This window comes from Phycicoccus sp. DTK01 (assembly GCF_017312765.1).
In the GTDB taxonomy this organism is placed as follows: Bacteria; Actinomycetota; Actinomycetes; order Actinomycetales; family Dermatophilaceae; genus Phycicoccus; species Phycicoccus jejuensis.
Map to the genome: position 1 here is coordinate 24,078 of NZ_BOPU01000014.1, position 22,868 is coordinate 46,945.

Annotated in this window: 17 protein-coding genes; 3 read left to right on the forward strand and 14 right to left on the reverse strand. The window is 72.7% G+C overall.

Going from position 1 to position 22,868, the window contains the following annotated elements:
- Nucleotides 1-12 precede the first annotated feature (12 nt).
- Complete coding sequence (locus tag J3473_RS18725) at nt 13-447, forward strand: hypothetical protein (RefSeq protein ID WP_030529586.1); 435 nt, start codon at nt 13-15, stop codon at nt 445-447.
- A 24-nt stretch (nt 448-471) separates the two neighbouring features.
- Here the strand turns inward: J3473_RS18725 and J3473_RS18730 are convergent, their stop codons facing one another.
- Nucleotides 472-1,044 (reverse strand): CGNR zinc finger domain-containing protein, encoded by a 573-nt coding sequence (locus J3473_RS18730; RefSeq protein ID WP_207025323.1) that lies wholly within the window; start codon nt 1,042-1,044, stop codon nt 472-474.
- A 26-nt stretch (nt 1,045-1,070) separates the two neighbouring features.
- Between J3473_RS18730 and J3473_RS18735 the strand changes: the two genes are divergently transcribed.
- Entirely contained in the window at nt 1,071-2,279 is a 1,209-nt protein-coding gene (locus J3473_RS18735; protein ID WP_207025324.1) for an MFS transporter, read from the forward strand.
- Here J3473_RS18735 and betT read toward each other — a convergent pair.
- The 4 genes from betT to J3473_RS18755 form a co-directional block, all read right to left on the reverse strand.
- Nucleotides 2,203-4,287 carry a choline BCCT transporter BetT gene (gene betT / locus J3473_RS18740; RefSeq protein ID WP_207025325.1) on the reverse strand — a complete coding sequence of 695 codons (2,085 nt, stop codon included), beginning with the start codon at nt 4,285-4,287 and terminating at the stop codon, nt 2,203-2,205. The two genes, J3473_RS18735 and betT, sit on opposite strands and share 77 nt — an antisense overlap.
- Nucleotides 4,288-4,309: 22 nt before the next feature.
- On the reverse strand, nt 4,310-5,989 hold the full coding sequence (gene betA, locus J3473_RS18745; protein WP_207025355.1) for a choline dehydrogenase: 1,680 nt from the start codon (nt 5,987-5,989) through the stop codon (nt 4,310-4,312).
- Nucleotides 5,990-6,042: 53 nt separating this feature from the next.
- Nucleotides 6,043-7,512 carry an aldehyde dehydrogenase family protein gene (locus J3473_RS18750; RefSeq protein WP_207025326.1) on the reverse strand — a complete coding sequence of 490 codons (1,470 nt, stop codon included), beginning with the start codon at nt 7,510-7,512 and terminating at the stop codon, nt 6,043-6,045.
- A gap of 184 nt (nt 7,513-7,696) precedes the next feature.
- Nucleotides 7,697-9,085, reverse strand: a complete 1,389-nt coding sequence (locus J3473_RS18755) for an L-serine ammonia-lyase (protein WP_207025327.1) — start codon at nt 9,083-9,085, stop codon at nt 7,697-7,699.
- An 82-nt stretch (nt 9,086-9,167) separates the two neighbouring features.
- On the opposite strand from J3473_RS18755, the gene J3473_RS18760 reads away from it, so the two are divergent.
- Nucleotides 9,168-10,019, forward strand: a complete 852-nt coding sequence (locus J3473_RS18760; protein ID WP_242525965.1) for a PD-(D/E)XK nuclease family protein — start codon at nt 9,168-9,170, stop codon at nt 10,017-10,019.
- 14 nt (nt 10,020-10,033) lie between these two features.
- Here the strand turns inward: J3473_RS18760 and J3473_RS18765 are convergent, their stop codons facing one another.
- The 9 genes from J3473_RS18765 to J3473_RS18805 form a co-directional block, all read right to left on the reverse strand.
- Nucleotides 10,034-10,990, reverse strand: a complete 957-nt coding sequence (locus J3473_RS18765; protein ID WP_207025328.1) for an electron transfer flavoprotein subunit alpha/FixB family protein — start codon at nt 10,988-10,990, stop codon at nt 10,034-10,036.
- Nucleotides 10,987-11,760, reverse strand: a complete 774-nt coding sequence (locus J3473_RS18770) for an electron transfer flavoprotein subunit beta/FixA family protein (protein ID WP_207025329.1) — start codon at nt 11,758-11,760, stop codon at nt 10,987-10,989. Before J3473_RS18770 ends, J3473_RS18765 begins: the two co-directional genes overlap by 4 nt.
- Nucleotides 11,757-14,282 (reverse strand): FAD-dependent oxidoreductase, encoded by a 2,526-nt coding sequence (locus tag J3473_RS18775; protein ID WP_207025330.1) that lies wholly within the window; start codon nt 14,280-14,282, stop codon nt 11,757-11,759. Before J3473_RS18775 ends, J3473_RS18770 begins: the two co-directional genes overlap by 4 nt.
- 119 nt (nt 14,283-14,401) lie before the next feature.
- Nucleotides 14,402-16,021 (reverse strand): BCCT family transporter, encoded by a 1,620-nt coding sequence (locus J3473_RS18780; protein ID WP_207025331.1) that lies wholly within the window; start codon nt 16,019-16,021, stop codon nt 14,402-14,404.
- 142 nt (nt 16,022-16,163) lie between these two features.
- Nucleotides 16,164-17,138, reverse strand: coding sequence for an ABC transporter substrate-binding protein (locus J3473_RS18785; RefSeq protein WP_207025332.1), 975 nt, complete (start codon nt 17,136-17,138; stop codon nt 16,164-16,166).
- Nucleotides 17,139-17,194: 56 nt separating this feature from the next.
- Nucleotides 17,195-19,309, reverse strand: coding sequence for a proline/glycine betaine ABC transporter permease (locus J3473_RS18790; protein ID WP_207025333.1), 2,115 nt, complete (start codon nt 19,307-19,309; stop codon nt 17,195-17,197).
- Nucleotides 19,306-20,385 carry a glycine betaine/L-proline ABC transporter ATP-binding protein gene (locus J3473_RS18795; RefSeq protein ID WP_207025334.1) on the reverse strand — a complete coding sequence of 360 codons (1,080 nt, stop codon included), beginning with the start codon at nt 20,383-20,385 and terminating at the stop codon, nt 19,306-19,308. Before J3473_RS18795 ends, J3473_RS18790 begins: the two co-directional genes overlap by 4 nt.
- Before the next feature lie 138 nt (nt 20,386-20,523).
- On the reverse strand, nt 20,524-21,306 hold the full coding sequence (locus J3473_RS18800; protein ID WP_207025335.1) for an IclR family transcriptional regulator: 783 nt from the start codon (nt 21,304-21,306) through the stop codon (nt 20,524-20,526).
- A 46-nt stretch (nt 21,307-21,352) separates the two neighbouring features.
- Entirely contained in the window at nt 21,353-22,792 is a 1,440-nt protein-coding gene (locus J3473_RS18805) for a trimethylamine methyltransferase family protein (RefSeq protein ID WP_207025336.1), read from the reverse strand.
- Nucleotides 22,793-22,868 lie beyond the last annotated feature (76 nt).

The following is a 22,868-nucleotide window of genomic DNA, read 5'->3' on the forward strand; positions in this document are numbered from 1 at the left end:
CACGCTCGAGGCATGAGCTTCGACGACCTGCCCGAGACCTGGCCCGACCTGCCCCTCGACGACCCGCTCCTCGCGGCCGACGTCGTCGACCTCGTCGTGTCCCACGCCGACCGCGTCGACGGGTGCGCCGGGTTCCTCCTGCTCGACGACACCCTGCGGCTGCGCACGCCGCTCGTCATCGGCGACACCGGGGACGAGCACGACCCCTGGGAGCTGCGCGACGGCCTCGTCGAGGCGCTGCGGCCCCTCGACCTCGGCGGGGTGGTGCTCGCCCGCGGTCGCGACGGCTCGGTGCTGCTCACCGACACCGACCGCGCGTGGCACGAGATGGCCCTCGACGTCTGCCGCCGGCTCGGGGTCCCGCTCGTCGCGGCCTTCGTCGCCACCCCGGCGGCGGTGCGGCCCTTCCCGGCGCCGCTGCGGGCGGCCGACGACCTCGCATCGTGAGCGCCGGTCGGGACCGGCCGCGGCTCAACCCTGCCGGGTGCGTCGGCGGTGCGCGGCGGCCTTGACCCGGTTCTGGCAGCGCGTGGAGCAGAAGCGCCGGTGGGTGTTGCGGCTGCGGTCGACCCACACGCGGTCGCAGCCCGGCGCCCGGCAGACCCCGAGCCGCGAGCCCAGGTCGCCACCGATCGCCATCGCGAGCCCGGCGGCGATGCCCGCGGACCACCCGCGCGCGAAGGAGGTGTCGGGGCCGTGGAAGTGGATGGCCCAGCGCCCGTCGGGGGAGCGGTCGAGCTCGGGGTGGGCCTGCGTCCGGCGCAGCATGCGGTTGACGAGGTCGGCGGCGGCGTCGTCGCGCCCCGCGTCGAGGTGCTCGACGACCTCGCGGGCCGCGTGGACCTCCGGCAGCAGGTCATCGAGGTCCCGGGCCGACGGGCGCGGGTCGTAGCCGTCGTAGCGGACCGCCTCGACGACCGCGCCGCGCAGGGCGGCCCGGGGCGGTGCCGGGTGCTCGCGGCCGCCGTCGGTGCCCGGGGTCAGCGCGTTGACGAGGCGGACCGTCGTGTCGAGCACGGCGTCGACGTGACTGTTGAAACGCATGACTGAAGGTACCTACTCTCCCGTGCGTGTCACTGCTGAAGAAGCCTACGTCAGTCATCGGCGTCCTTGTCGCCGCCCGTGTCGTCAACCGGCTCGGCGGCGCCGGGATGGGGTTCCTCGGCGTCCGGCTCACGCGCGACCTCGGGGTGCCGCTCGGCACGACCTCGGTCGTCCTCGCGCTGTTCGGCGCGGCGACGATCCCCTCGCGGGTCCTCGGGGGCGTCGTGACGACCCGGTGGGGCCCGCGCGCCGCCCTCGTCGCCGGGTTGGCCGCGGCCGGGGTGGCCCAGACGGTCGTGGCGGCCGGGGAGGACCTCCTCGTCGTCGGGGCGGGCGTCGTCGCCCTCGGCCTGGCCTACGAGGTCGTCGAGCCGGCGACCCAGACCGCCGTCGTCGCGGGCGTCGAGCCGGGGCGGCGGGCCTCGCGCTTCTCGCTGCTCTGGGCGAGCCTCTCGGTGGCCGGGGTCGTCGCCGGCGTGCTCGCCGCCCTCGTCACCCGCTGGGGCGTCGGTGCCCTCTTCGCCGTCGACGCCGCGAGCAGCCTCCTCGCCGCGGCGCTCGTCGCGCTGCTCCTCCCCGCGCTGCCACGGCCGTCGCGGGTGCCCCGCGCCTGGCGGTCCGCGCTGCGTCCGCCGGTGCTCGGGTGGGCCGGGCTGTGCACGGTCTCGGCCACCGTCGTCATGGTCGTCGTGCTCGTCCTCCCGCTGGCCGTCGAGCGGGCCGGCCACCCGCCGTCGACGACCGCCTGGCTCCTCGTGGCCGGCGCGCTGTCGGCGGTCGCCACGCACCGGGTCCTCGCGCGGGTCGAGGTCGACGCCCCGGCCCACCGGGTGCTCGCGGCCGGGTTCGCGCTGCTCGGCGCGGCGCTCACGGCGTGGGCGGTCGGTGGCGTGCCCGCGCTCGTCACCGGCGCGGTGCTCGAGGGCGCCGCCGGGACGCTGGTCGTCGGGACCCAGCAGGCGGTCGCGTCCCGCCTCGCCGTGCCCGGCGCCGAGGCCGCCGTCATGACGGTCCAGGGCCTCTCGTGGGGGGTCGCGACGCTCGTCGCACCGCTGCTCGGGGGTGCGCTCCTCGGGCTGGACCCCGCCGCGCCGTGGCTCGCCGGCGCGGCGGTGGCCCTGCTCCTCGCGGCCGGTCACGCCCGGCCGCCCGCGGCGCTCAGGCCGGGGTGGTCGGCTCCGCGAGCCGCAGGAACTCGAGGTGGCGCTCGTAGTGGTCGAGGCAGTCGTGGATGACCTGCGCCGCCGACCAGCCCATGACGTCGTAGCCCTGCCCGCCGTCGGCGAGGTGCACCTCGAGGCGGGCGTAGGAGTCGCGGCTCTGGACCATCCGACCCCCGTAGGTCGGCACCGGGGCCATCTCGACCTCGACGCGGTAGACGAACGGCGGCTCGGCGGCCGGGGTGCGCAGCGTGACCGACGGGGCCGTGCCCCCGAGGTCGACCTCGCACGTCGTCTCGACCTCGTGGCGGCACAGCTCCTCGCCGACCTCGGCGAGCGCCGGGGCCACGACCCCTTCGAGGTGCCGGACGGCGTCCCGGCGGTCGACGAAGTTCGTCGCCCGCGCCACGCGCGCCCGCCACGAGGTCGCGCGGTCCTCGCGGCGGGTCGTCGCGGCCCGCGCCGAGAGCAGGCCGTACATGCTCTGGGTCCGGCTGTCGGCCCGGCGTCCCTCGACGCGCAGGGCGCGCACGAGCCCGACCATGACGAGCACGAGCACGACGGCGAAGGGCAGGCCGAAGATGATCGTCGCGTACTGCAGCGCGGTGATGCCGCCGACGAGGAGCATCGCGATGGTCAGCAGGCCGGTCGCGGCCGCCCACGTGATGCGCAGCCAGCCCGCCGCGTCCTCGGTGAGGTCACCGAGCCGGCTCGTGAGGTTGGCCATGACGAGCGCGCCGGAGTCGGCGGAGGTGACGTAGAAGAGCAGCCCGACGAAGAACGCCAGCGCGATGACGACCTTGCCCGCCGGGTACTGCGAGAGCAGGTCGTAGAAGCCGACACCGGTGAAGTCCTGCGCGGTCTGCGCGAAGGTGGTGTCGCCGCCGCGGATCCGCTCGATCGCGGCGTTCCCGAAGATCGAGATCCACATGACGATGTAGGCGAACGGGATGACGAGCGTGCCGAGGACGAACTGCCGGATGGTCCGGCCGCGCGAGATCCGGGCGAGGAAGAGCCCGACGAACGACGCCCACGCGACCCACCAGGCCCAGAAGAAGAGGGTCCACGTGCTCATCCACGTCGCGTTGTCGACGAACGGGAAGGTCTCCATCGTCTTGGCCGGGAAGGTGCGCAGGAAGTCGCCGACGTTGGCCACCGCGCCGTTGAGGAGGAGGCCGGTGTTGCCGGTGACGAGCACCCACGCCGCGAGGCCGAGGGCGAGGAGCACGTTGAGCTGCGACAGGAACCGGATGCCGCGGTCGACGCCCGTCGTCGCCGAGACGGCCGCCATGACGACCGCGAGAGCAGCGAGGGCGATCTGCGCCCCGGTGCCGACGCCGACACCGAAGAGGACGTTGAGCCCGACGTTGAGGAAGACCACGCCGATGCCGAGGGAGGTCGCGACGCCGAAGATCGTCCCGAGCACCGCGGCGGTGTCGACGGCGTGGCCGAGCGGGCCGCCGATCCGCTTGCCGAGCACCGGGGCGAGGGCCGAGCGGACGGCCAGCGGCAGGTTCTTGCGGTAGCAGAAGTACCCGAGGGCCAGGCCCATCAGCGCGTACATGCCCCAGCCGGTGACGCCGTAGTGGAAGAGCGTCCACACCGTCGCGTCGCGCGCGGCCTCGATGCTCTCGGGGGCCGGCCCGCCCGCGGGCGGCGCCATGTACTGGGTCGCCGGCTCGACGACGGAGTAGAACATCACGTCCGTGCCGATGCCGGCGGCGAAGAGCATCGAGGCCCAGGCGAACGTCGAGAACTCGGGGCGTGAGTGGTCCGGGCCGAGCCGCACGTGCCCGTAGCGCGAGAGGCCGAGCCAGACGACGAAGCCGAGCACCGTCGTGGCCAGCAGGACGTAGAACCACCCGAACCACTCGGTCGCCCACGTGGTGAGGGCGCCGAGGGCGCTCTCGGCGGACGACGGGGCGACCAGCGCCCAGAGCGCGACGACGAGCACGCCGGTCAGGGACGCGACGAAGACGGGCATCCGGACCGGTGGCCCGCCGAGGAGGCCCGTCGTGCCGCCGCCGTCCGGTGGCCCGGCCTCGGGGGTGTCGGTCGGCGGGGTGTCGGTGGCGGCGCTCATCGGGTCCTCCTCGGTGGGGCGGTCAGGACGTCGGCGGGTCGAGCGGGCTCCCGGCCCGCAGGTCGTACCAGGGCGCGTCCGACGGCGGGAGCGGGGTGGCCCCGGTGATGAGGTCGGCCGCCTTCTCGGCGAGCATGACGACCGGCGCGTAGATGTTGCCGTTGGTCACGTACGGCATCGCGCTGGCGTCGACGACGCGCAGACCCTCGGTGCCGTGGACGCGCATCGACGTCGGGTCGAGCACCGACAGGTCGTCGGTGCCCATCCGGGCGGTGCAGCTGGGGTGCAGGGCCGTCTCGGCGTCGGCGCGCACCCAGTCGAGGATCTCTTCGTCGGTCTCGACCTTCGACCCGGGCGAGATCTCGCCGCCGTCGTAGGGGGCGAAGGCCGGCTGGGCGAGGATCTCGCGCGAGACGCGGATGGCCTCGACCCACTCGCGCCGGTCCTGGTCGGTCGAGAGGTAGTTGAACTGCATGGCCGGCTTCATCCGCGGGTCGGTGCTGCGGATGCGCAGCCAGCCGCGGGCGTCGGAGTACATCGGGCCGATGTGCACCTGGTAGCCGTGGCCCTCGACCGGGCTGGAGCCGTCGTAGCGGATCGCGATCGGCAGGAAGTGGAACATGAGGTTCGGGTAGTCGACGTCGTCGTTGCTGCGGACGAAGCCGCCGCCCTCGAAGTGGTTCGTCGCCCCGAGGCCCTTGCGCAGGAAGAGCCACTCGGCGGCGAGCTTCGGGCGGTTCTTGTAGGCGAGCCCCGGTGCGATCGAGACCGGCTGGGTGCAGGCGTGCTGGATGTACACCTCGAGGTGGTCCTGGAGGTGCTCGCCGACCCCGCGCAGCCCGGAGACGACGTCGATGCCGAGCGGCCGCAGCAGCTCGGGGTCGCCGACGCCCGAGAGCTGGAGCAGCTGCGGGGTGTTGATCGCGCCGCCGGAGAGGATGACCTCGCCGGCGCGCACCGTGTGCCTCCGACCGAACGCGAGGTACTCGACCCCGACCGCGCGGGTGCCCTCGAAGAGCACCTTCGTCGTCATCGCGAGGGTGCGGACATGGAGGTTCGGGCGGTCGATGACCGGGTGGAGGTAGGCGCGCGCGGCGGAGAGGCGGCGGCCGCGGTGGACGTTGCGGTCGAAGGGCGCGAACCCCTCCTGCCGGTAGCCGTTGACGTCGCTCGTGCGCGGGTAGCCGGCCTGCTCGGCGGCGTCGAAGAACGCCGTGAACAGGGGGTTCGTCGCCGGGCCGCGCTCCATGACGAGGGGTCCGTCGCCGCCGCGCCAGGTGTCGGCGCCGGCGAGGCAGGTCTCCATCCGCTTGAAGTACGGCAGGCAGTGCGCGTAGTCCCAGTCGGACATCCCCGGGTCGGCGCCCCAGCGCTCGTAGTCCTTGGGGTTGCCGCGCTGGAAGATCATCCCGTTGATCGAGCTCGACCCACCGAGGACCTTGCCGCGCGCGTGGTAGATCCGCCGGCCGTTCATGTGCGGCTCGGGCTCGGACTCGTACTTCCAGTCGTAGAACCGGCTGCCGATGGGGAAGGGCAGCGCGGCCGGCATGTGGATGAACGGGTCGAGCTTGAGGTCGTTGCGGCCGGCCTCGAGGACGAGCACGCTCGTGCCGGGGTCGGCCGAGAGGCGGTTGGCGAGGACGGACCCGGCGCTGCCCCCGCCGACGACGACGTAGTCGACCTGGTCGGGGACCTCGGCCATCGTGGTCCGGTCGCGCAGGCTCCGGGCGGTGTCGGTGACGCGGTCGAGGACGCTCATGAGAACCACCCCGTCGGGGCCGGCTCGGTGTTCTCCCACACGTGCTTGGTCTCCTGGTACTCCTCGAGGCCGAGCTCGCCGAGCTCGCGGCCGATGCCGGACTGCTTGTGGCCGCCCCACTCGGCGGGGGCGACGTACGGGTGGTAGTCGTTGACCCACACGGTGCCGAGGCGCAGTGCCCTGGCGACGCGGCGGGCCCGCTCGGGGTCGCCGGTCCACACCGCGCCGGCGAGGCCGTAGCGGGTGGCGTTGGCGAGGCGGACCGCCTCCTCCTCGGTGCGGAAGGTCTCGACCGTGAGGACCGGCCCGAAGGACTCCTCCTGGACGACGTGCATGTCGACGTCGCACCGGTCGAGGACGGTGGGGAGGTAGTAGTAGCCGCTCGCGAGCCGCTCGTCGTCGGGGCGGGCGCCGCCGCAGCGCAGCCGGGCGCCCTCGGCGATCCCGGTCGCGACGTAGTCCTCGACCTTCTTCAGGTGCTCGGCGCTGGTCAGCGACCCGGTCTGCGCGTCCTCGTCGAACGGCGGGCCCATCCGGATGGCCCCGGCGCGCTCGACGATCGCGTCGACGACCTCCTGCGCGACGGACTCCTCGACGAGCAGCCGGGCGCCGGCCGAGCAGACCTGGCCGGAGTGGAGGAAGACCGCCGTCATCGCGTTGTCGATCGCGGCCTCGCGGTCGGCGTCGGCGAACACGATGTTGGGGTTCTTGCCGCCGAGCTCGAGGGCGACCCGCTTGACGGTGTCGGCTGCCTGCTTCATGAGGTGCTTGCCGACGGCGAGGCTGCCGGTGAACGACACGAGGTCGACGCGCGGGTCGGTGGACATCGGGCCGGCGCACCCGGGGCCGGTGCCGAGGACGAGGTTGGCGACGCCGGCCGGCACGCCGGCCTCCTCGATCGCGCGGACCATGAGGATCGTCGAGTGCGGCGTGATCTCGCTCGGCTTGAGCACGAACGTGCTGCCCGCGAGCAGGCATGGTGCGACCTTCCAGCTGGCCTGCAGCAGCGGGTAGTTCCACGGCGTGATGAGCGAGCAGACGCCGATCGGCTCACGGAGGACGCGGCTGCGCACGTGCGGCTGGCCGGGGTCGACCTCGCGGACGCGCTCGACGTCCTCGCCCTTGCCGGCGTAGAAGCGGAAGACGCTGACGACGTCGGCGACGTCGAGCTTCGCCTCCTCGAAGCGCTTGCCGGTGTCGAGGGCCTCGGCGCGCGCGATCTCGTCGGTGTCGCGCTCGAGGAGGTCCGCGATGCGCCCGAGGGCGGCGGCCCGCTCGGTCGGTGGGGTGTCGCGCCAGCGGCCGTCGTCGGCCGCGCGGCGGGCGGCGTCGATCGCCGCGAGGGTGTCGGTCTCGTCGGCCTCGTCGACCTCGCCGACGGTCGTGCCGTCGGCAGGGCAGACGATGGTCCGGCGACCGCCGGCAGCGGCGCCGACCCAGGCGCCGTCGAGGTACAGGTCGGCCATGGTCGTCCTGACTGTCGGGGTGGGGACGGATGGACCAGCCTGTCGGAGAACCGCTCCGACCGTCAAGGAGTGCAGGTCAGGCGAGCGCGCACCCCGTCGAGCGAACAGAACACGCCGTCGGGCAAGCGGTCCGGACGGCGTGTTCTGTTCACTCGACGGGTGGGGAGGGAGAGGTGGCCCGGGCTCAGCACTCGATGACGTTGACGGCGAGGCCGCCGCGCGCGGTCTCCTTGTACTTGACCTTCATGTCGCGCCCGGTGTCGCGCATCGTCTTGATCGCCTTGTCGAGCGAGACGACGGCGGAGCGGCCGTCGCCGCGCAGCGAGAGCCGGGCGGCGGTGATGGCCTTGACCGAGGCGACGGCGTTGCGCTCGATGCACGGGATCTGGACGAGCCCGCCGACCGGGTCGCAGGTGAGCCCCAGGTTGTGCTCGATGCCGATCTCGGCCGCGTTCTCGACCTGGCCGGGGGTGCCGCCGAGGACCTCGGCGAGGGCGCCGGCCGCCATCGAGCAGGCCGAGCCGACCTCGCCCTGGCAGCCGACCTCGGCGCCGGAGATCGAGGCGTTCTCCTTGTAGAGCGTGCCGATGGCGGCCGCGGTCAGGAGGAAGCGCACGACCCCGTCGTCGTCGGCACCCGGCACGAAGCGCGTGTAGTAGTGCAGGACCGCCGGGATGATGCCCGCCGCGCCGTTGGTGGGAGCGGTGACGATGCGCCCGCCGCTGGCGTTCTCCTCGTTGACGGCGAGCGCGTAGAGGGTGACCCAGTCCATCGCGGCGAGCGGGTCGCCGGCGTGCTCGCCGCGCAGCTGGCGCACCAGCCGGGGCGCGCGGCGCTGGACGCGCAGGCCGCCCGGGAGGACGCCGTCGGTGCGGCAGCCGTTGTCGACGCACTCCTGCATCACCTCCCAGAGGTGCAGCAGCCCGGCACGGACCTCGGCCTCGGTGCGCCACGAGAGCTCGTTGGCGAGCATGACACCGCTGATCGGCAGGCCGGTCTCGGCGCACCGCTCGAGCAGCTGCGCCCCGGTGGTGAACGGGTACCGGACGGGCGTGTGGTCGGGGACGATCTCGTTCTGGCCGACCTCGTCCTGGTCGAGGACGAAGCCGCCGCCGACCGAGTAGTACTCGCGGGTGCGCAGCGGCTCCTCGCCCTCGGCCGGGTCGGCCGAGGCCCACGCGGTGAAGCGCATCCCGTTGGAGTGGAAGGGCAGGGTCGCACGGCGGTGGAGGACGACGTCGACGTCGGGGTCGCAGGTGACGTCGTGGCTGCCGCCGAGGTGCAGCGTGCGCGCGGCACGGACCTCGTCGACGCGGTTCTCGGCGGCGCGCGGGTCGGTGGTCTCGGGCGCCTCGCCCTCGAGGCCGAGGAGCACGGCCTTGACCGAGCCGTGGCCGTGACCGGTGGCGCCGAGCGAGCCGAAGAGCTCGGCCTTGACCCGGCCGACGCGGGGGAGCAGGCCGTCCTCGCGCAGCGCCGTGACGAAGGTGTGGGCGGCGCGCATCGGGCCCACGGTGTGCGAGCTGGAGGGACCGATGCCGACGGAGAACAGGTCGAAGGAGGAGATGGCCATGAGGCGCTCAGTGTGTCATCCGCCGGGAGCACCTGGGGACGGCCCTGCGGGCGCGTCGGAGGCACCGGCTACCGTCGGTGCCGTGACGGGCACGGGGGAGCGGGCGCAGCCGCAGCAGGCGGCGTTCCCCGGCATGCCCGAGCCCCTGTGGGGCGGCAGCCCGAGCAAGCTGCTCACCTTCCTCGACTGCCCGCGCCGCTACCGCCTGGCCTACCTCGACCGCCCGCGCCCGCCGGCCCGGGCGCAGCGGGCCCACACCTCGCTCGGGAACGCCGTGCACAACGCCCTGCGCGACTGGTGGGACCAGCCCGAGCGCACCCCGCAGGTCGGCGCGCGCCTGGTGCAGAAGGCGTGGATCGACGTCGGCTTCCGCGACGCCGCCCAGTCCGCTCGCTGGCGGGCCCGGATGCAGGACGCGGTCGTCGCCTACCTCGAGCGCTCCGGCCCGCAGCAGCGGCCCGTCGGCATCGAGCGCACGGTGTCGTTCGTCAGCGACGACCTGCGCGTGCAGGGCCGCATCGACCGGCTCGACGACCGAGACGGCGAGCTCGTCGTCGTCGACTACAAGACCTCGCGCCAGGTCTCGACCGACGACGACGCGCGCACCTCGCTGCCGCTCGCCCTGTACGCCGCGGCCGTCTGGAAGATGTTCCGCCGCCCGGTCCGCCGGGTCGAGCTGCACCACGTGCCCTCGGGCACGGTCGCCGCCCACGAGCACACCGGTGAGTCGATCGGCCGGCACGTCGAGCGGGCACGCTCGATCATGCGCGACGCGCGCCGGGCCGACGCCGACTTCGCCCGCCACGGGGCGGAGTCCTCGATGTTCCCCGCCGTCACCGGGCCGCTGTGCGGCTGGTGCGACCTGCGGGCCCACTGCCCCGAGGGGCAGGCCGCGGCGCCCGAGAAGGCGGACTGGGCCGCGCTCGAGGACTGAGGGCGCCCGCCCGCTCAGCCGAGCTCCTCGAGGACGGCCGGCAGCACCTCGTGCATGTCGCCGATCACCGCGTAGTCGGCCTTGGTCACCATCGGGGCGTCGGCGTCGGTGTTGACGGCGATGATCGTCCGGCTGGAGGCGCAGCCCGCCCAGTGCTGGATCGACCCCGAGATGCCGCAGGCGAGGTAGAGGTCCGGCGCGATGCGCGAGCCGGTCTGGCCGACCTGCTCGTGGTGCGGGCGCCAGCCGAGCGAGGTGACGACGCGCGACACACCGACGGCCCCGCCGAGGCGCTCGGCGAGGGCGTCGACGGCCGCGAAGCCGTCCGGCCCGCCCGCGCCGCGCCCCGCGCCGACGACGACCTTGGCCGCGGTCAGCCCCGAGCTGTCGCCCTGCTCGCGCCGCTCGACCCGGACGACCTGCGCGCGCAGGTCCTTGGGGTCGACGGCGACGGCCAGCGGCTGCACGCGCGCCTCGCCGGGAGCGTCCGCGGGGGTCGGCTCGACGGCGTGCCCGGCCATCGACAGCAGCCGGACCCGGCTCGGGACCGTCGCCCGCTCGAGGGCGGCGCCGCCGACGACCTGGCGCTGGACGACGAGCGGCGAGAGCGACTCGACGGCGACGACGTTGGCGGCCATCCGCAGCCCGCGGCGGGCGGCGACGTGGGCGAGGACCTCGTTGCCGCGGCCGGTGCCCGGGGCCACCACGAGGTCCGCGCGGGCGGCCCGGCCGGCCGTCTCGACGGCCGCGGCCCAGGCCGCGGCGGCGTACCGCTCGAGCGCGGGGTCGGCGGCCTCGTGGACGACCACGACCCCGGCCTCGCGGCAGTCGGCGAGGACGGCCCCGGACGCGGACCCGACGACGAGGGCGTGCAGGTCGCCGGCGCCGAGGGAGCGGGCGAAGGCGAGGGTCTCGCGGGAGACGAGCGAGGCCCGTCCCTCCTCGACCTCGACGAGGACGACGACGCTCACGAGTGCACCACCTTGAGCTCGCGCAGGACGGCGACGAGGGCGGGCGCGGCGGTCGGCCCCTCGCCGAGGACGGTGACCTGGCTCGGTGGCGCCTCGGGCACGGTGAGGGCCTCCCGGCCCGACCCACCGGGGGTGCCCGACCACGTCATCCGCTCGACCTCGGCCTTCTTCGCGCGCATCCGCCCCATGACGCTCGGGTACTTCGGCGAGACGCCGCCCTCGAGGACGGTGACGACCGCGGGCAGGGCGACCTCGTAGACCTCGGTGCCCTCCGGCCCCTCGGCGTGCAGGGTGGCGACGTCGCCGTCGACGGTGACGGTCTGCACGCCCGCGACGACGGGACGGTCGAGGAGGTAGGCCAGCCGCACGCCGACCTGGAAGTCGCCGGTGTCGGCGGCGTCGTTGCCGAGGAGCACGAGGTCGTACGTCGTCCCCGCGTCCGAGCGGGCCCGGACGGCCTCCGCGACGGCCTCGGCGACGTCGGCCGGGCCGAGGAGGTCGGCGTCGGCCTCGACGAGCACGCCGTCGGTGGCGCCGACGGCGATGCCGGCGCGCACCTGCTCGAGGCTGTCCTCGAAGCCGACCGACAGCACCGTCACGGTGCCGCCCGAGGCCTCGGCGACCTGGACGGCCAGCGCGACGGCGGCCTCCTCGTGGGCGCTCGTCGTGTAGCCGGCGTACCGGCCGTCGACGCGCAGCCCGTCGGGCGTGAGGACGACCTCGCCGGTGGGGTCGGGGACGCGCTTGACGCAGACGAGGACGTTCGTCACGCCCGCCCCCGGATCCGCAGGTTCTCGGGGTCGAAGAGCGGGGTCGCGTCGGCCGCGGCGACCGTCACGGGGTAGAGCTCCTCCATGTACGAGACGGCCAGCTGCGTGCCGACGGTGGCGACCTCCGGCGGGAGGAAGGCCATGAGCACGTGCTTGCCGAGGCTCGGGGCGGAGCCGGCCGTCGTCACGTACGGGTGGCGGCCGTGGCCGTCGGTCAGCGTGTCACCCTCGCGGGTGAGGACCGGCTCGCCGCCGAGCATGTAGCGCTTCACCCCGGACGCCGACGTGTGGTCGTCGACGGTGAGCGAGCAGAGGACCGCCTTCGGGGCCGCGTCGGCCTGCGCGAGCACCGCGTCCTTGCCGACGAAGTCCTGCTCCTTCCACTTCGCCCGCGACATGCCGGTCTCCATCAGCGTGCGCTCGGTGTCGAGCTCGTAGCCGTAGGCCCGGTAGCCCTTCTCGATCCGGCCGGTCGTGCCGTAGACGCCGATGCCCACGGGCACCATCCCGAGGGGCGTGCCGGCGTCGAGGAGCCTCTGCCACAGGGCGGCTCCCGCCTCGATGGGCACGTAGAGCTCCCAGCCGAACTCGCCGACGTACGAGATGCGCGAGGCGAGCACCGACAGCGTCCCGACCTCGATCTCGCGGCAGGTGCCGAAGGCGAAGCCGCCGGGCGAGACGTCGGCGTCGGTGAGGCCGGAGAGGATCTCGAGGGCCTTCGGGCCCCAGAGGCCGATCGTCGTCCAGCTCGAGGTGAGGTCGACGACGACCGCGCCGCCGTCCTCGGGCATCCGGTCGGCGAACCACTTCTTGTCGGCCATGCCGTGCGCGCCGCCGGTGACGACCCGGAACCGGTCGTGCGCGAGGCGCATCACGGTGAGGTCGGAGCGGAACCCGCCGCGCTCGTCGAGCACCGGGGTGTAGACGACCCGGCCGATGCGGACGTCGGCCTGCGCCACGATGATCCGCTGCACGGCCTCGAGCGCCCTCGGCCCGACGACGTCGAAGATCGCGAACGCGGAGAGGTCGACGAGCCCGGCCGCCTCGCGCATCTGCAGGTGCTCGGCGTTGATGATCGGCGACCACCAGCGCGCGTCCCACTCGTGCTCGCGTGGCATCGTCTGCTCGGGGCCGAACTTCTCGACGAGCCCGGCGTTCGAGGTGTACCAGTGCGGCCGCTCCCAGCCGGCGGTCTCGTAGAAGACCGCGCCGAGCTCCTGCTGCGAGGCGTGCATCGGCGCGAGGCGGACGTCGCGGTTGCTGCCGTACTGCTCCGCGGGGTGGACGATGCCGTAGGTCTTGATGAACGACTCGGACGTGCGCGCCTTGACGTGCGCCCGCGTCTTCTGGTGCGGGTGGAAGCGCGCGATGTCGCTGTGCCCCAGGTCGATCTCGGGGTTGCCGTGGGTCATCCACTCGGCGACCGCGCGGGCGGTGCCCGGGCCCTCCTTGATCCACACCGCGGCGCACGACCAGAGGCCCTTGACCTCGGGCGTCTCGCCGAGGATCGGGTAGCCGTCCGGCGTGAGCGACAGCAGGCCGTTGATGGCGTAGCGGATCTCGGCCCGCTCGTCGCCGAGCAGCTCGGGCATGAGCTCGAGGGCCTGCTCGAGCTGCGGGTCGAAGTCGTCCTCGGTGAACGGCATCTCGGTGGGGGAGAGCTTGCTCTGCTCGATCGAGGGGATGTCCTCGGGGTCCCAGAGGATCGCCCGGTGCGCGTACGAGCCGACCTCCATGTCGGAGCCGTGCTGGCGCTCGTAGCAGAACGTGTCCATGTCGCGCACGATCGGGTAGCTGATCTCGCCGGGCTTCTCGGCGAGCACCTCGCAGGGGCCGACCGAGATCATCTGGTGGACCGCGGGGGTCAGCGGGATGTGCGCGCCGGCCATCCGGGCGATCTTCGGGCTCCACACGCCGCAGGCGACGACGACGGTCTCGGCCTCGATGCGGCCCTGGGTGGTCTCCACCGCGCGGATGCGGCCGTCGACGACCTCCATCCCGGTCACCTCGACGTTGGGGACGGTCGTCAGGGCGCCGCGCTCGACGGCGCGCTCGCGCATGATCGTGCCGGCGCGGAGGCTGTCGACGACGCCGACGGTCGGGAACCAGGCGGCGCCGATGATGACGTCCTTGTCGAGGAAGGGCACCTTCTCGGCGACCTGCTCGGGGGTGACGAGCTCGGCGGGGATGCCCCACGCCTTCGCGCTGCTCATCCGGCGGCGCAGCTCCTCCATCCGCTCCTCGGTGCGCGCGACCTCGTACCCGCCGGACTCGGTGAAGACCCCGAGCTCCTTGTACTGGCGCATCGAGTCGAGCGTGATGTCGGCGAACTCGCGCGAGTGGTCGACGGGGAAGATGAAGTTGCTCGCGTGGCCCGTGGAGCCGCCCGGGTTCGGCAGGGGTCCCTTGTCGAGCTGGACGATGTCGGTCCACCCGAGCTCGGCGAGGTGGTGGACGAGCGAGTTCCCGACGATGCCGGCGCCGATGACGACGCAGCGCGCGGAGGCGGGGAGAGCGGCCATGGGGGGTCCTTCCGTCACGCCGGTGGTGCGTATCGCGCAACCCGGCGCTCATCGTGCAACACGTCCGCACAGCATGGCAGACGGCGGACGCCGTGCCAACCGGTCGTCCGCCGTCCGGCTCAGACGTCCTGGCGCGCCGCCGGGTGCTCGCGCAGGTGCCGCCGGATCGGCCCCTGGAGGGTCGACTCGAAGGTCTCCTGCCGCAGCGCCTTCCACAGCGAGACGCACAGCGCGATGAGCACCATGAGGAACGGGAAGCCGATGATGATGACCCCCGTCTGCAGCGCCCCGAGCCCGTCCTCGCCGCCGGTGACGAGCAGGACCGTCGCGACCGCGCCGGTCGCGACGCCCCAGAAGACGACGAGCGAGCGCCGGGGCTCCTCGTCTCCGCCCTGGCTGAGCATCCCCATGACGATCGAGGCCGAGTCGGCGCCGGTGACGAAGAAGATGGCGATGAGGAAGACGGCGAGCACGACGGTGACCGTGGCGAGCGGGTAGGCCCGCAGGGTGCCGAAGAGCGTTGTCTCGAGTCCGGAGTCGACGAGCGCCTTCATGTCCTCGCCCTGGGTCAGCTGGAGGTCGAAGGCGGCGCCGCCGAGGATCGAGAACCAGACGAACGAGACGAGCGAGGGGATGGCGATGACGAAGACGACGAACTGGCGGATGGTGCGGCCCTTGGAGATGCGGGCGATGAACATCCCGACGAAGGGGGTCCACGACACCCACCAGGCCCAGTAGAAGATCGTCCAGCCGTTGAGCCACTCGCCGCCGCCGAAGACGCCGGTGCGGAAGCTCATCGTCGGCAGGTGCGTCAGGTAGCCGCCGATCGACTCGGTGAAGGTCGAGAGGATGAACACGGTCGGCCCGACGACGAAGAGGAAGAGGGCGAGCAGCGCGGCGGCGACGGCGTTGGCGTTGGAGAGCCACTTGATGCCGCGGTCGATGCCGCTGACCGCCGAGACGACGAAGCAGAGCGTGAGGACGGCGATGACGGCGACCGCGGCGGCCGTGCCGTACTCCCGGCCCGAGAAGACGTCGGAGAGGCCGCCGGTGATCTGCAGCGCCCCGAGGCCGAGCGAGGTGGCCGAGCCGAAGAGGGTCGCGAGGACGGCGAGGGTGTCGATGCCCTTGCCGGCGGCGCCGTCGACGCGGTCGCCGAGCAGCGGCCGGAACGCCGCGCTGATGAGGTTGCCCGAGCCCTTGCGGTAGGCGAAGTAGGCGATGGTCAGCCCGATGACGGCGTACATCGACCACGGGTGGAAGCCCCAGTGGAAGAACGTGTACTCCATCGCGAGGTGCGCGGCCTCGTCGCTGCCCGGCTCGGCGAGCCCGAGCGGTGGCGTGTTGAGGTGGGTGAGCGGCTCCGCGACGCCGTAGAACATCAGCCCGATGCCCATGCCGGTCGCGAACATCATCGAGACCCACGAGAAGGTCGAGAACTCGGGCACCGAGTCGTCCGGGCCGAGCTTGATGTTGCCGTAGCGGCTGACGGCGAGGAACGCGCTGAAGACGACGAAGCCGCCGCTGGTCAGGACGAAGAACCAGCCGAAGTTCGTCGTGATCCAGCCGAGGATGCTGCCGCCGGTCTCGCCGAAGCCCTCGCCGTCGACCGCGCCGTAGACGAGGAAGAGCAGCGAGAGGGTCGCCGCGACCCCGAAGACCACCTTGTCGACGGGGGAGTGCCGGGGCGGCTCCGGCGCCTGCTCGGTGGTCAGCGGGGGTGGTGTCGTCGTCGCCATGGCCGTGCCCCTCAGTTGCGCTGGACGGAACGCTGTGCGCATCGCACAACAGCAGCAGTGTGAGGTGGATCACGTCGTCCGTCAACGGCCGCGTGCCGCGGCGCCCGGGTGGGCGCCGCGGCACGGCGGGGTCGGACGGGGGTCAGGACAGCCAGGCGGCGACCTTGTCGGGGTTGGCCTCGACCCACTTCTTCGCCGCGTCGTCAGGACTCATGTTCTGGTTGGCGATCATCTCCGAGACGGCGTTCTGGTCGTCGTTGGTCCACTGGAACTTCTTGATGAGGTCCACTGCGGGAGAACCGGACTCGGCGAACTTCGTCGCGATGAGCTTGTTGAGCGCGTAGGGCGGGTAGTCGCAGGCGACCTTCTTGGCGTCGGCGTCGCAGCCGTCGGTGTACTCCGGGAGGTTGACCTTGACGAGCTTCATCTCGGAGAAGAACCACTGCGGGTCGTAGAAGTACGCCAGCAGCGGCGTCTTGTTCTTCTCGGCCTGCCGGAAGCTCGTGATGAGCGCGGCCTCCGAGCCACCGGTGACGACCTTGTAGTCGAGCTTCAGGTTCGTGACGAGCGCCTCGTCGTTGGTCACGTAGGAGGGGTCGCCGTCGAGGAGCTGGCCCTTGCCGCCGGACTCGGACGTCTTGAACATCGACGCGTACTTGTTGAGGTTCTTCCAGTCGGTGATGTCCGGGTACTTCTCGGCCATCCACGGCGGCACGTACCAGCCGATGATCCCCTGGTTGCCGGTGAGGCCGGCGTCCTCGACGGTCTTCTGCTCGTCGACGTACTTCTTCGTGAGGTCGGCGTGGCCCCAGTTCTCGACGATGGTGTCGATCGACCCGGAGGCCATGCCCTGCCAGCCGACCTCCTCCTTGACGTCGGGGTAGGTGACCTTGCAGCCGAGCTTGGTCTGCGCGACGTAGCCGATGACGTGGGCGTTGCTCACGTACCCCGTCCACGGGTTGACGGCGATGCGCAGGTCGCCGCACTCCTTGCCGCCCCCGCCGGCGGACCCGGAGGCGCTCGGCTGCTCGATGTTGCCGCCGCCGCAGGCACTCAGCCCGAGGGCGAGGGCGGCGGTGGCCGCGACCAGCGCGGTCCGGTGGGTTGCTCGTGCCATGGGCTGGACCTCTCTCCTGTCCGCGGTCGTCCGCGGGTCGTGGTGGGGTGCCCGGCTCATCGGCCGAACCGGGCGGCGGCGTGGCGGGCGATGCGGTCGAGCATGATCCCGAGCGCGGTGATGGCGATGCCGGCGGCCAGGCCCTTGCCGAAGAGCTGGCCCTGGACGAAGCCCTGGACGATGAGGTAGCCGAGGCTGCCGCCGCCGACCATCCCGCCGATGACGACCATCGACAGGACGTAGAGCAGGCCCTGGTTGGTCGCGAGCACGAGGGCCTCGCGGGCCATCGGCAGCTGGACCTTGGAGATCATCTGCCACCGGGTGATGCCGGTGGAGCGGGCGGCCTCGACGGTGGCCGGCGAGACGCCGCGCACGCCGTCGGCGACGAGCTTGGTCGCGATCGGCACCGCGTAGGCGACGGCGGCCATGATCGCCGTGAAGCGGGTGGCGGCGAAGAGCGCGAGCGCCGGCACCAGGTAGACGAACGCGGGGATGGTCTGGAAGCCGTCGAGGAAGGGCCGGATGACGGTGTCCGCCCGGCGCCCCCGACCCATCGCGACGCCGAGCACGACGGCGACGAGCATGACGATGACCGTCGCCACGAGGGTCATCGTCAGGGTGACCATCGCGTCGTACCAGAGGCCGGTGCCGAGGACGACGGCCTCGCAGACGAGGGTGACGACGGTGGGCCGCCAGCCGCCGAGGAGGTAGGCGACGGCGAGCAGCACGAGGGCCATGACCCACCACGGCAGGTCGGACATCAGCGACTGCAGCGGGTTGAGCATCACGGCCGTCACGAGGTCCTTGAACCCGTTGGTCACGCCGGAGATCGCGTCGACGACGGCGTTCGTCAGGTCGTTGATGTGCCCGCCGAGGGGGCCCGCGGTCAGCTCGCCGAGGACCGGGACGCCGGAGAGGTCGGGGAACTGCGAGAGCTGGAGGTAGCGGGTCGAGTAGTAGGCCCCGACGAGGACGGGCAGCAGGAGCACGGCGAGGACGAGCCGCCGGCCGCTCGAGGTGAGGAAGCGGCGGTCGGTGCCGCGCCCGCCCTCCTCGGTGGCCCAGCGGGGCAGCTTCTCGAGGACGAGGGTGCGCCCGCCGAAGATGCCGGGGGAGCCGACGGCCGCGACCCGCTGGCCCGCGGGGGAGGAGCGCTCGCTCGCCGCGGTCGTCGTGCGGTCGAGCATGATCGCGATGAGGACGATGCCGAGGCCCGCCACCGCGGCGGCGCCGACGTTGAGGGTCTGCAGGGCGGCGATGACCGGCTTGCCGAGGCCGGGGCCGTTGACGAGCGCCGCGATGGTCGCCATCGACAGCGCCGCCATCGTGCACTGGTTGATGCCGACGACGATCGTGCGCTTGGCCATCGGCAGCTGGACCTGCCGCAGCAGCTGGCCCTTCGTCACCCCGAGCGAGCGGCCGGCCTCGACGGTGTTCTCCGCGACCGAGTTCAGCCCGTGCTCCGTGATGCGGACCAGCGGCGGCAGCGCGTAGACGAGCGTGAGGACGATGGCGCACGCCGGGCCGATCCCGAAGAACAGCGCGATCGGCGTGAGGTAGGCGAACGACGGCATCGTCTGCATCGCGTCGAGCACCGGGGTGACGACCGCCGAGGTGCGCCGGCTGCGCGACATCGCGATGCCGAGCGGCAGCCCGACGACCATGCAGATGACGACCGCGACGATGGTGACGATGAGGGTGTCGATGCCGTCGGTCCAGAGGCCGGCGAGACCGAGGAAGAGCAGGACGACGGTCACGAGGAGCGTCGAGCGCAGCCCGGCGAGCGCGTAGGTGACCCAGGCGGCGAGCAGCAGCACGCCGAACCAGCCGAGCCAGTCGCCCGGCGTCACCGAGCTGAGGTGCTCCTGGAGCACGCCGACGAACGTGTCGAGCCCGCTCGCGATCGTCCCGAGCACGCCGTGGAAGAACCAGTTGTCCTGCCCGAGGAGCTGCACCCGGTCGCGGACGTCGTTGAACCAGTCGTGCAGGCCGGTCGTGTCGGCGTTGGCCAGCTCGAGGGTCTGCCGGCCGCGCAGGGTGGCCCACGCGAGGACCCAGAGGGCGAGGACGGCCAGCAGCTTGCGCCCGGTGCGGCGCGAGGTCGCGCGCTCGGCGACGGGCTGCGCCTCCTTCGTCGGGGCCGGACGGGCCGGCTCCAGGGTCGTGGTCACCGCGCGCCGGCCGGGGCGTGCTGCTCGACGACGACGACCCGGAGGATGTCCTCGTCGTCGACGACCCCGACGACCGCGCCGCTCGCGTCGACGACGCGCACCGGCCCGTCGGCCGCCAGGACCGCGCGCGCGGCCTCCCGGACCACCGTCGTGTCCGGCAGGGCCGGGGCGCCGGCGCCCTCGTCGGCCGAGCCCGGCGGGCGCATGACCCAGCGCAGGGTCAGCACGTGCGACTTCGGCACCTCGGCGGTGAAGTCGCGGACGTAGTCGTCGGCGGGGGCGCCGATGATCTCGTCCGGGGCGCCGACCTGGACGATCTCGCCGTCGCGCATGATGAGGATGCGGTCGCCGAGCTTGAGCGCCTCGTCGAGGTCGTGGGTGATGAAGACCATCGTCTTGCCGACCTCGTGGTGCAGCCGGATGACCTCCTTCTGCATGTCGCGGCGGATCAGCGGGTCGAGCGCGCTGAACGGCTCGTCGAACATCAGCACCGCCGGGTCGCCGGCGAGGGCGCGGGCGAGGCCGACGCGCTGCTGCATCCCGCCGGAGAGCTGGTCGGGGTAGTTGAGCTCGTAGCCGGTGAGGCCGACGAGGTCGACCATCTCCTGGGCGCGCGAGCGGCGGCCCGACTTCTCCTCGCCGCGGATCTCGAGGCCGAAGGCGATGTTGTCGATGACCTTGCGGTGGGGGAGCAGGCCGAAGTGCTGGAAGACCATCGACACCTTGCGGCGGCGGATCTCGCGCAGCTGGTCCTCGCCCATCCCCGTGAGGTCCTCGCCGTCGAGGACGACCGTGCCGGCCGTCGGCTCGATGAGGCGGGTGAGGAGCCGCACGAGCGTCGACTTGCCCGAGCCGGACAGCCCCATGACGACGAACACCTCGCCGGGGGCGACGTCGAACGAGACGTCGCGCACGCCGATGACGTGCCCGCTCTTGGCCTGCAGCTCCTGCCGGGACAGCTCGAGGTCGGGGGTGCCGAGGAGCTTGTCGGCGTTCGGTCCGAAGACCTTCCACAGGCCCCGGACGGAGAGGGCGGCCGAGGTCGCGTCCGTCGCGGATGTCGTCCTGCTGCTCACGGCCAGGTCCGTCACGCTCCACCTCCGCAGAGTTGCGCGATGTGCAACACCGCGTGTTCTGCGCAACAGGATGGCGCTCAGGGGTCGCCGCGGTCAAGGACCATTCCTGCGGGTGGTCCCCGGCGTCCTCAGGTTCGCTCAGCGCTCCACGGGCTGGTGGGCGATCCGGGCCGACGCCTCCTCGGTCGCGGCGAGGAGCAGCGGGACGAGCTCGTCGACCCGGTCGGCGCCGAAGCGGAAGGTCGGCCCGGAGACGCTGATCGACGCGACGACGTCGCCGTGGGCGTCGCGGACGGGCGCGGCCAGGGCGGTGAGGCCGACGTCGAGCTCGTCGGTCGCGAGGGCCCACCCGCGCTCGCGGACCTCGGCGAGCTGGGCGTCGAGCACCGCACGGTCGGTGACGGTCGAGGGCGTGTACGGCGTGAGCTCGCCGAGGGTGCGGGTCAGCTCGGGGTCGTGCTGCTCGCTGACGAGGACCTTGCCGTTGCTCGTCGCGTGGATCGGGATGTGCTGGCCGACCCAGTTGTACGACGAGAGGGTGGAGGAGCCCGACACCTGGTCGACGTAGAGCGCGGCGCCGCCCGAGAGCACCGCGAGGTTGACCGTCTCGCCGGTCTCGGAGGCCAGGCGCCGCACGACCGGGCGGGCCTCCTTCGCGAGGTCGAGCCGGGCGTTGGTGGCCCCGGCGAGCTTGAGCACGCCGACGCCGAGCCGGTAGCGGCCCCGCTCCTCGACCTGCTCGACGAGCCGTCGCCGCTCGAGCGCGGCGACGAGCCGGCTGGCCGTCGACTTGTGCACCCCGAGCTCGCGGGCCAGCTGCGTCGTCCCGGCCTCGCCGTGCAGGGCCAGCAGCTCGAGGATGGTGACGGCCCGGTCGACGGACTGGACGGTCGAGCCGGCGTCCCGCGAGGTGGTGCGCATGGCGCAACGGTAGCGAAGGGCGCAACCCTCGCCGACGGCCCCCGGGTCAGTCGCCGAGCTCGCGCCGGCGCCGCACGACGTACTCCTCGAGCTCGGCGCGCACGGCCTCGTCGAGCGTTGGCTGCTCGTACTCCTCGAGGCGCTTGCGCCAGATCGCCTGTGCGCGCGTCGCCGTGTCCTGCGCCCCGTTGCGCATCCAGCGCTCGTAGTTCTCCGAGGAGTTGAGGAACGGCCGGTAGAAGCAGGTCCGGAAGCGCTCCATCGTGTGCATCGAGCCGAGGAAGTGCCCGCCGTGCCCGACCTCCTGGTGGGCGTCGAAGCCGAGCGAGCCCTCGTCGATCTCGAGGGGCGTGAACTCGTGCTGGAGCATCTCGACGATCTGGCAGTCGATGACGAACTTCTCGAAGCCCGCGACGAGGCCGCCCTCGAGCCAGCCGGCGCTGTGCATCACCCAGTTCGTGCCCGCGAGGAAGGTCGGGAGCAGCGTCATCAGGGCCTCGTAGCCGGCCTGCGCGTCCGGCACCTGCGACGAGGTGAGACCGCCACCGGTGCGGAACGGCAGGTTGAAGTGGCGGGCGATCTGACCGGTGCACAGCAGGCCGATGCCCGACTCGGGCGTGCCGAACGTCGGTGAGCCCGACTGCATGTCGATGTTCGAGAGGAACGAGCCGAAGATGACCGGGCAGCCCGGGCGGATGAGCTGCGCGAGGGCGATGCCCGACAGCGCCTCGGCGATCTGCTGGACGAGCGCCGCCGGGATGGTGACCGGCGACATCGCCCCCATGAGGATGAACGGCGTGAGGACGACGGGCTGCGCGGCCGCGGCGTACTCGAAGAGCGCGTCGAGCATCCGGTCGTCCCAGCGCAGCGGGCTGTTGCAGTTGACGAGGCTGATGCTGACCGGCGTCCGCTCGATGGCCTCGCGCCCGCCGAAGAGGATCTCGGACATCGCGATGACGTCGCGGGCGTTCTCGCCGGAGACGACGTTGCCCATGAACACCTTGTCGGTGATCGTCATCAGGGCGTAGGTCATGTCGAGGTGGCGCGAGTCGAGCGGCGCGTCGTTGGGCTCGCAGACCACGCCGCCCGCGGAGTCGAGCACCGAGAACGACTGCGAGAGGCGGGCGAAGTTGCGGTAGTCCTCGAGCGTGCCGTCGCGGCGCGTCTCGCCCTCGCGGACGAACGGCGGCCCGTACACGGCGCCGAAGGCCATCGAGTCGCCGCCGATGTGGATGCTCCGCTCGGCGTTGCGCGCCTGGACGTCGAACTCGCGCGGCGCCTTCGCCACCTGCTCGAGGACGAACTCGGGGTCGAGGAAGACGGTGTTCTCCTCGACCCGCTGGCCGGCCTGCCGGAACAGCTCGAGAGCCCGCTCGCTCATGAACTCGACCCCGATCTCGGTGACGAGCCGCCGCCAGCCGGCGTCCAGCTGCGCCATCGCGTCCGCGGAGAGGATCTCGTAGCGCGGCATCCGGTTCGTGAACATGCGCGTGGGCCTCCACAGGGCAGGACGAGCGTTGACGGTGAGCCGCGCCACATCCTAGCCTCATCATGTGGGCGCA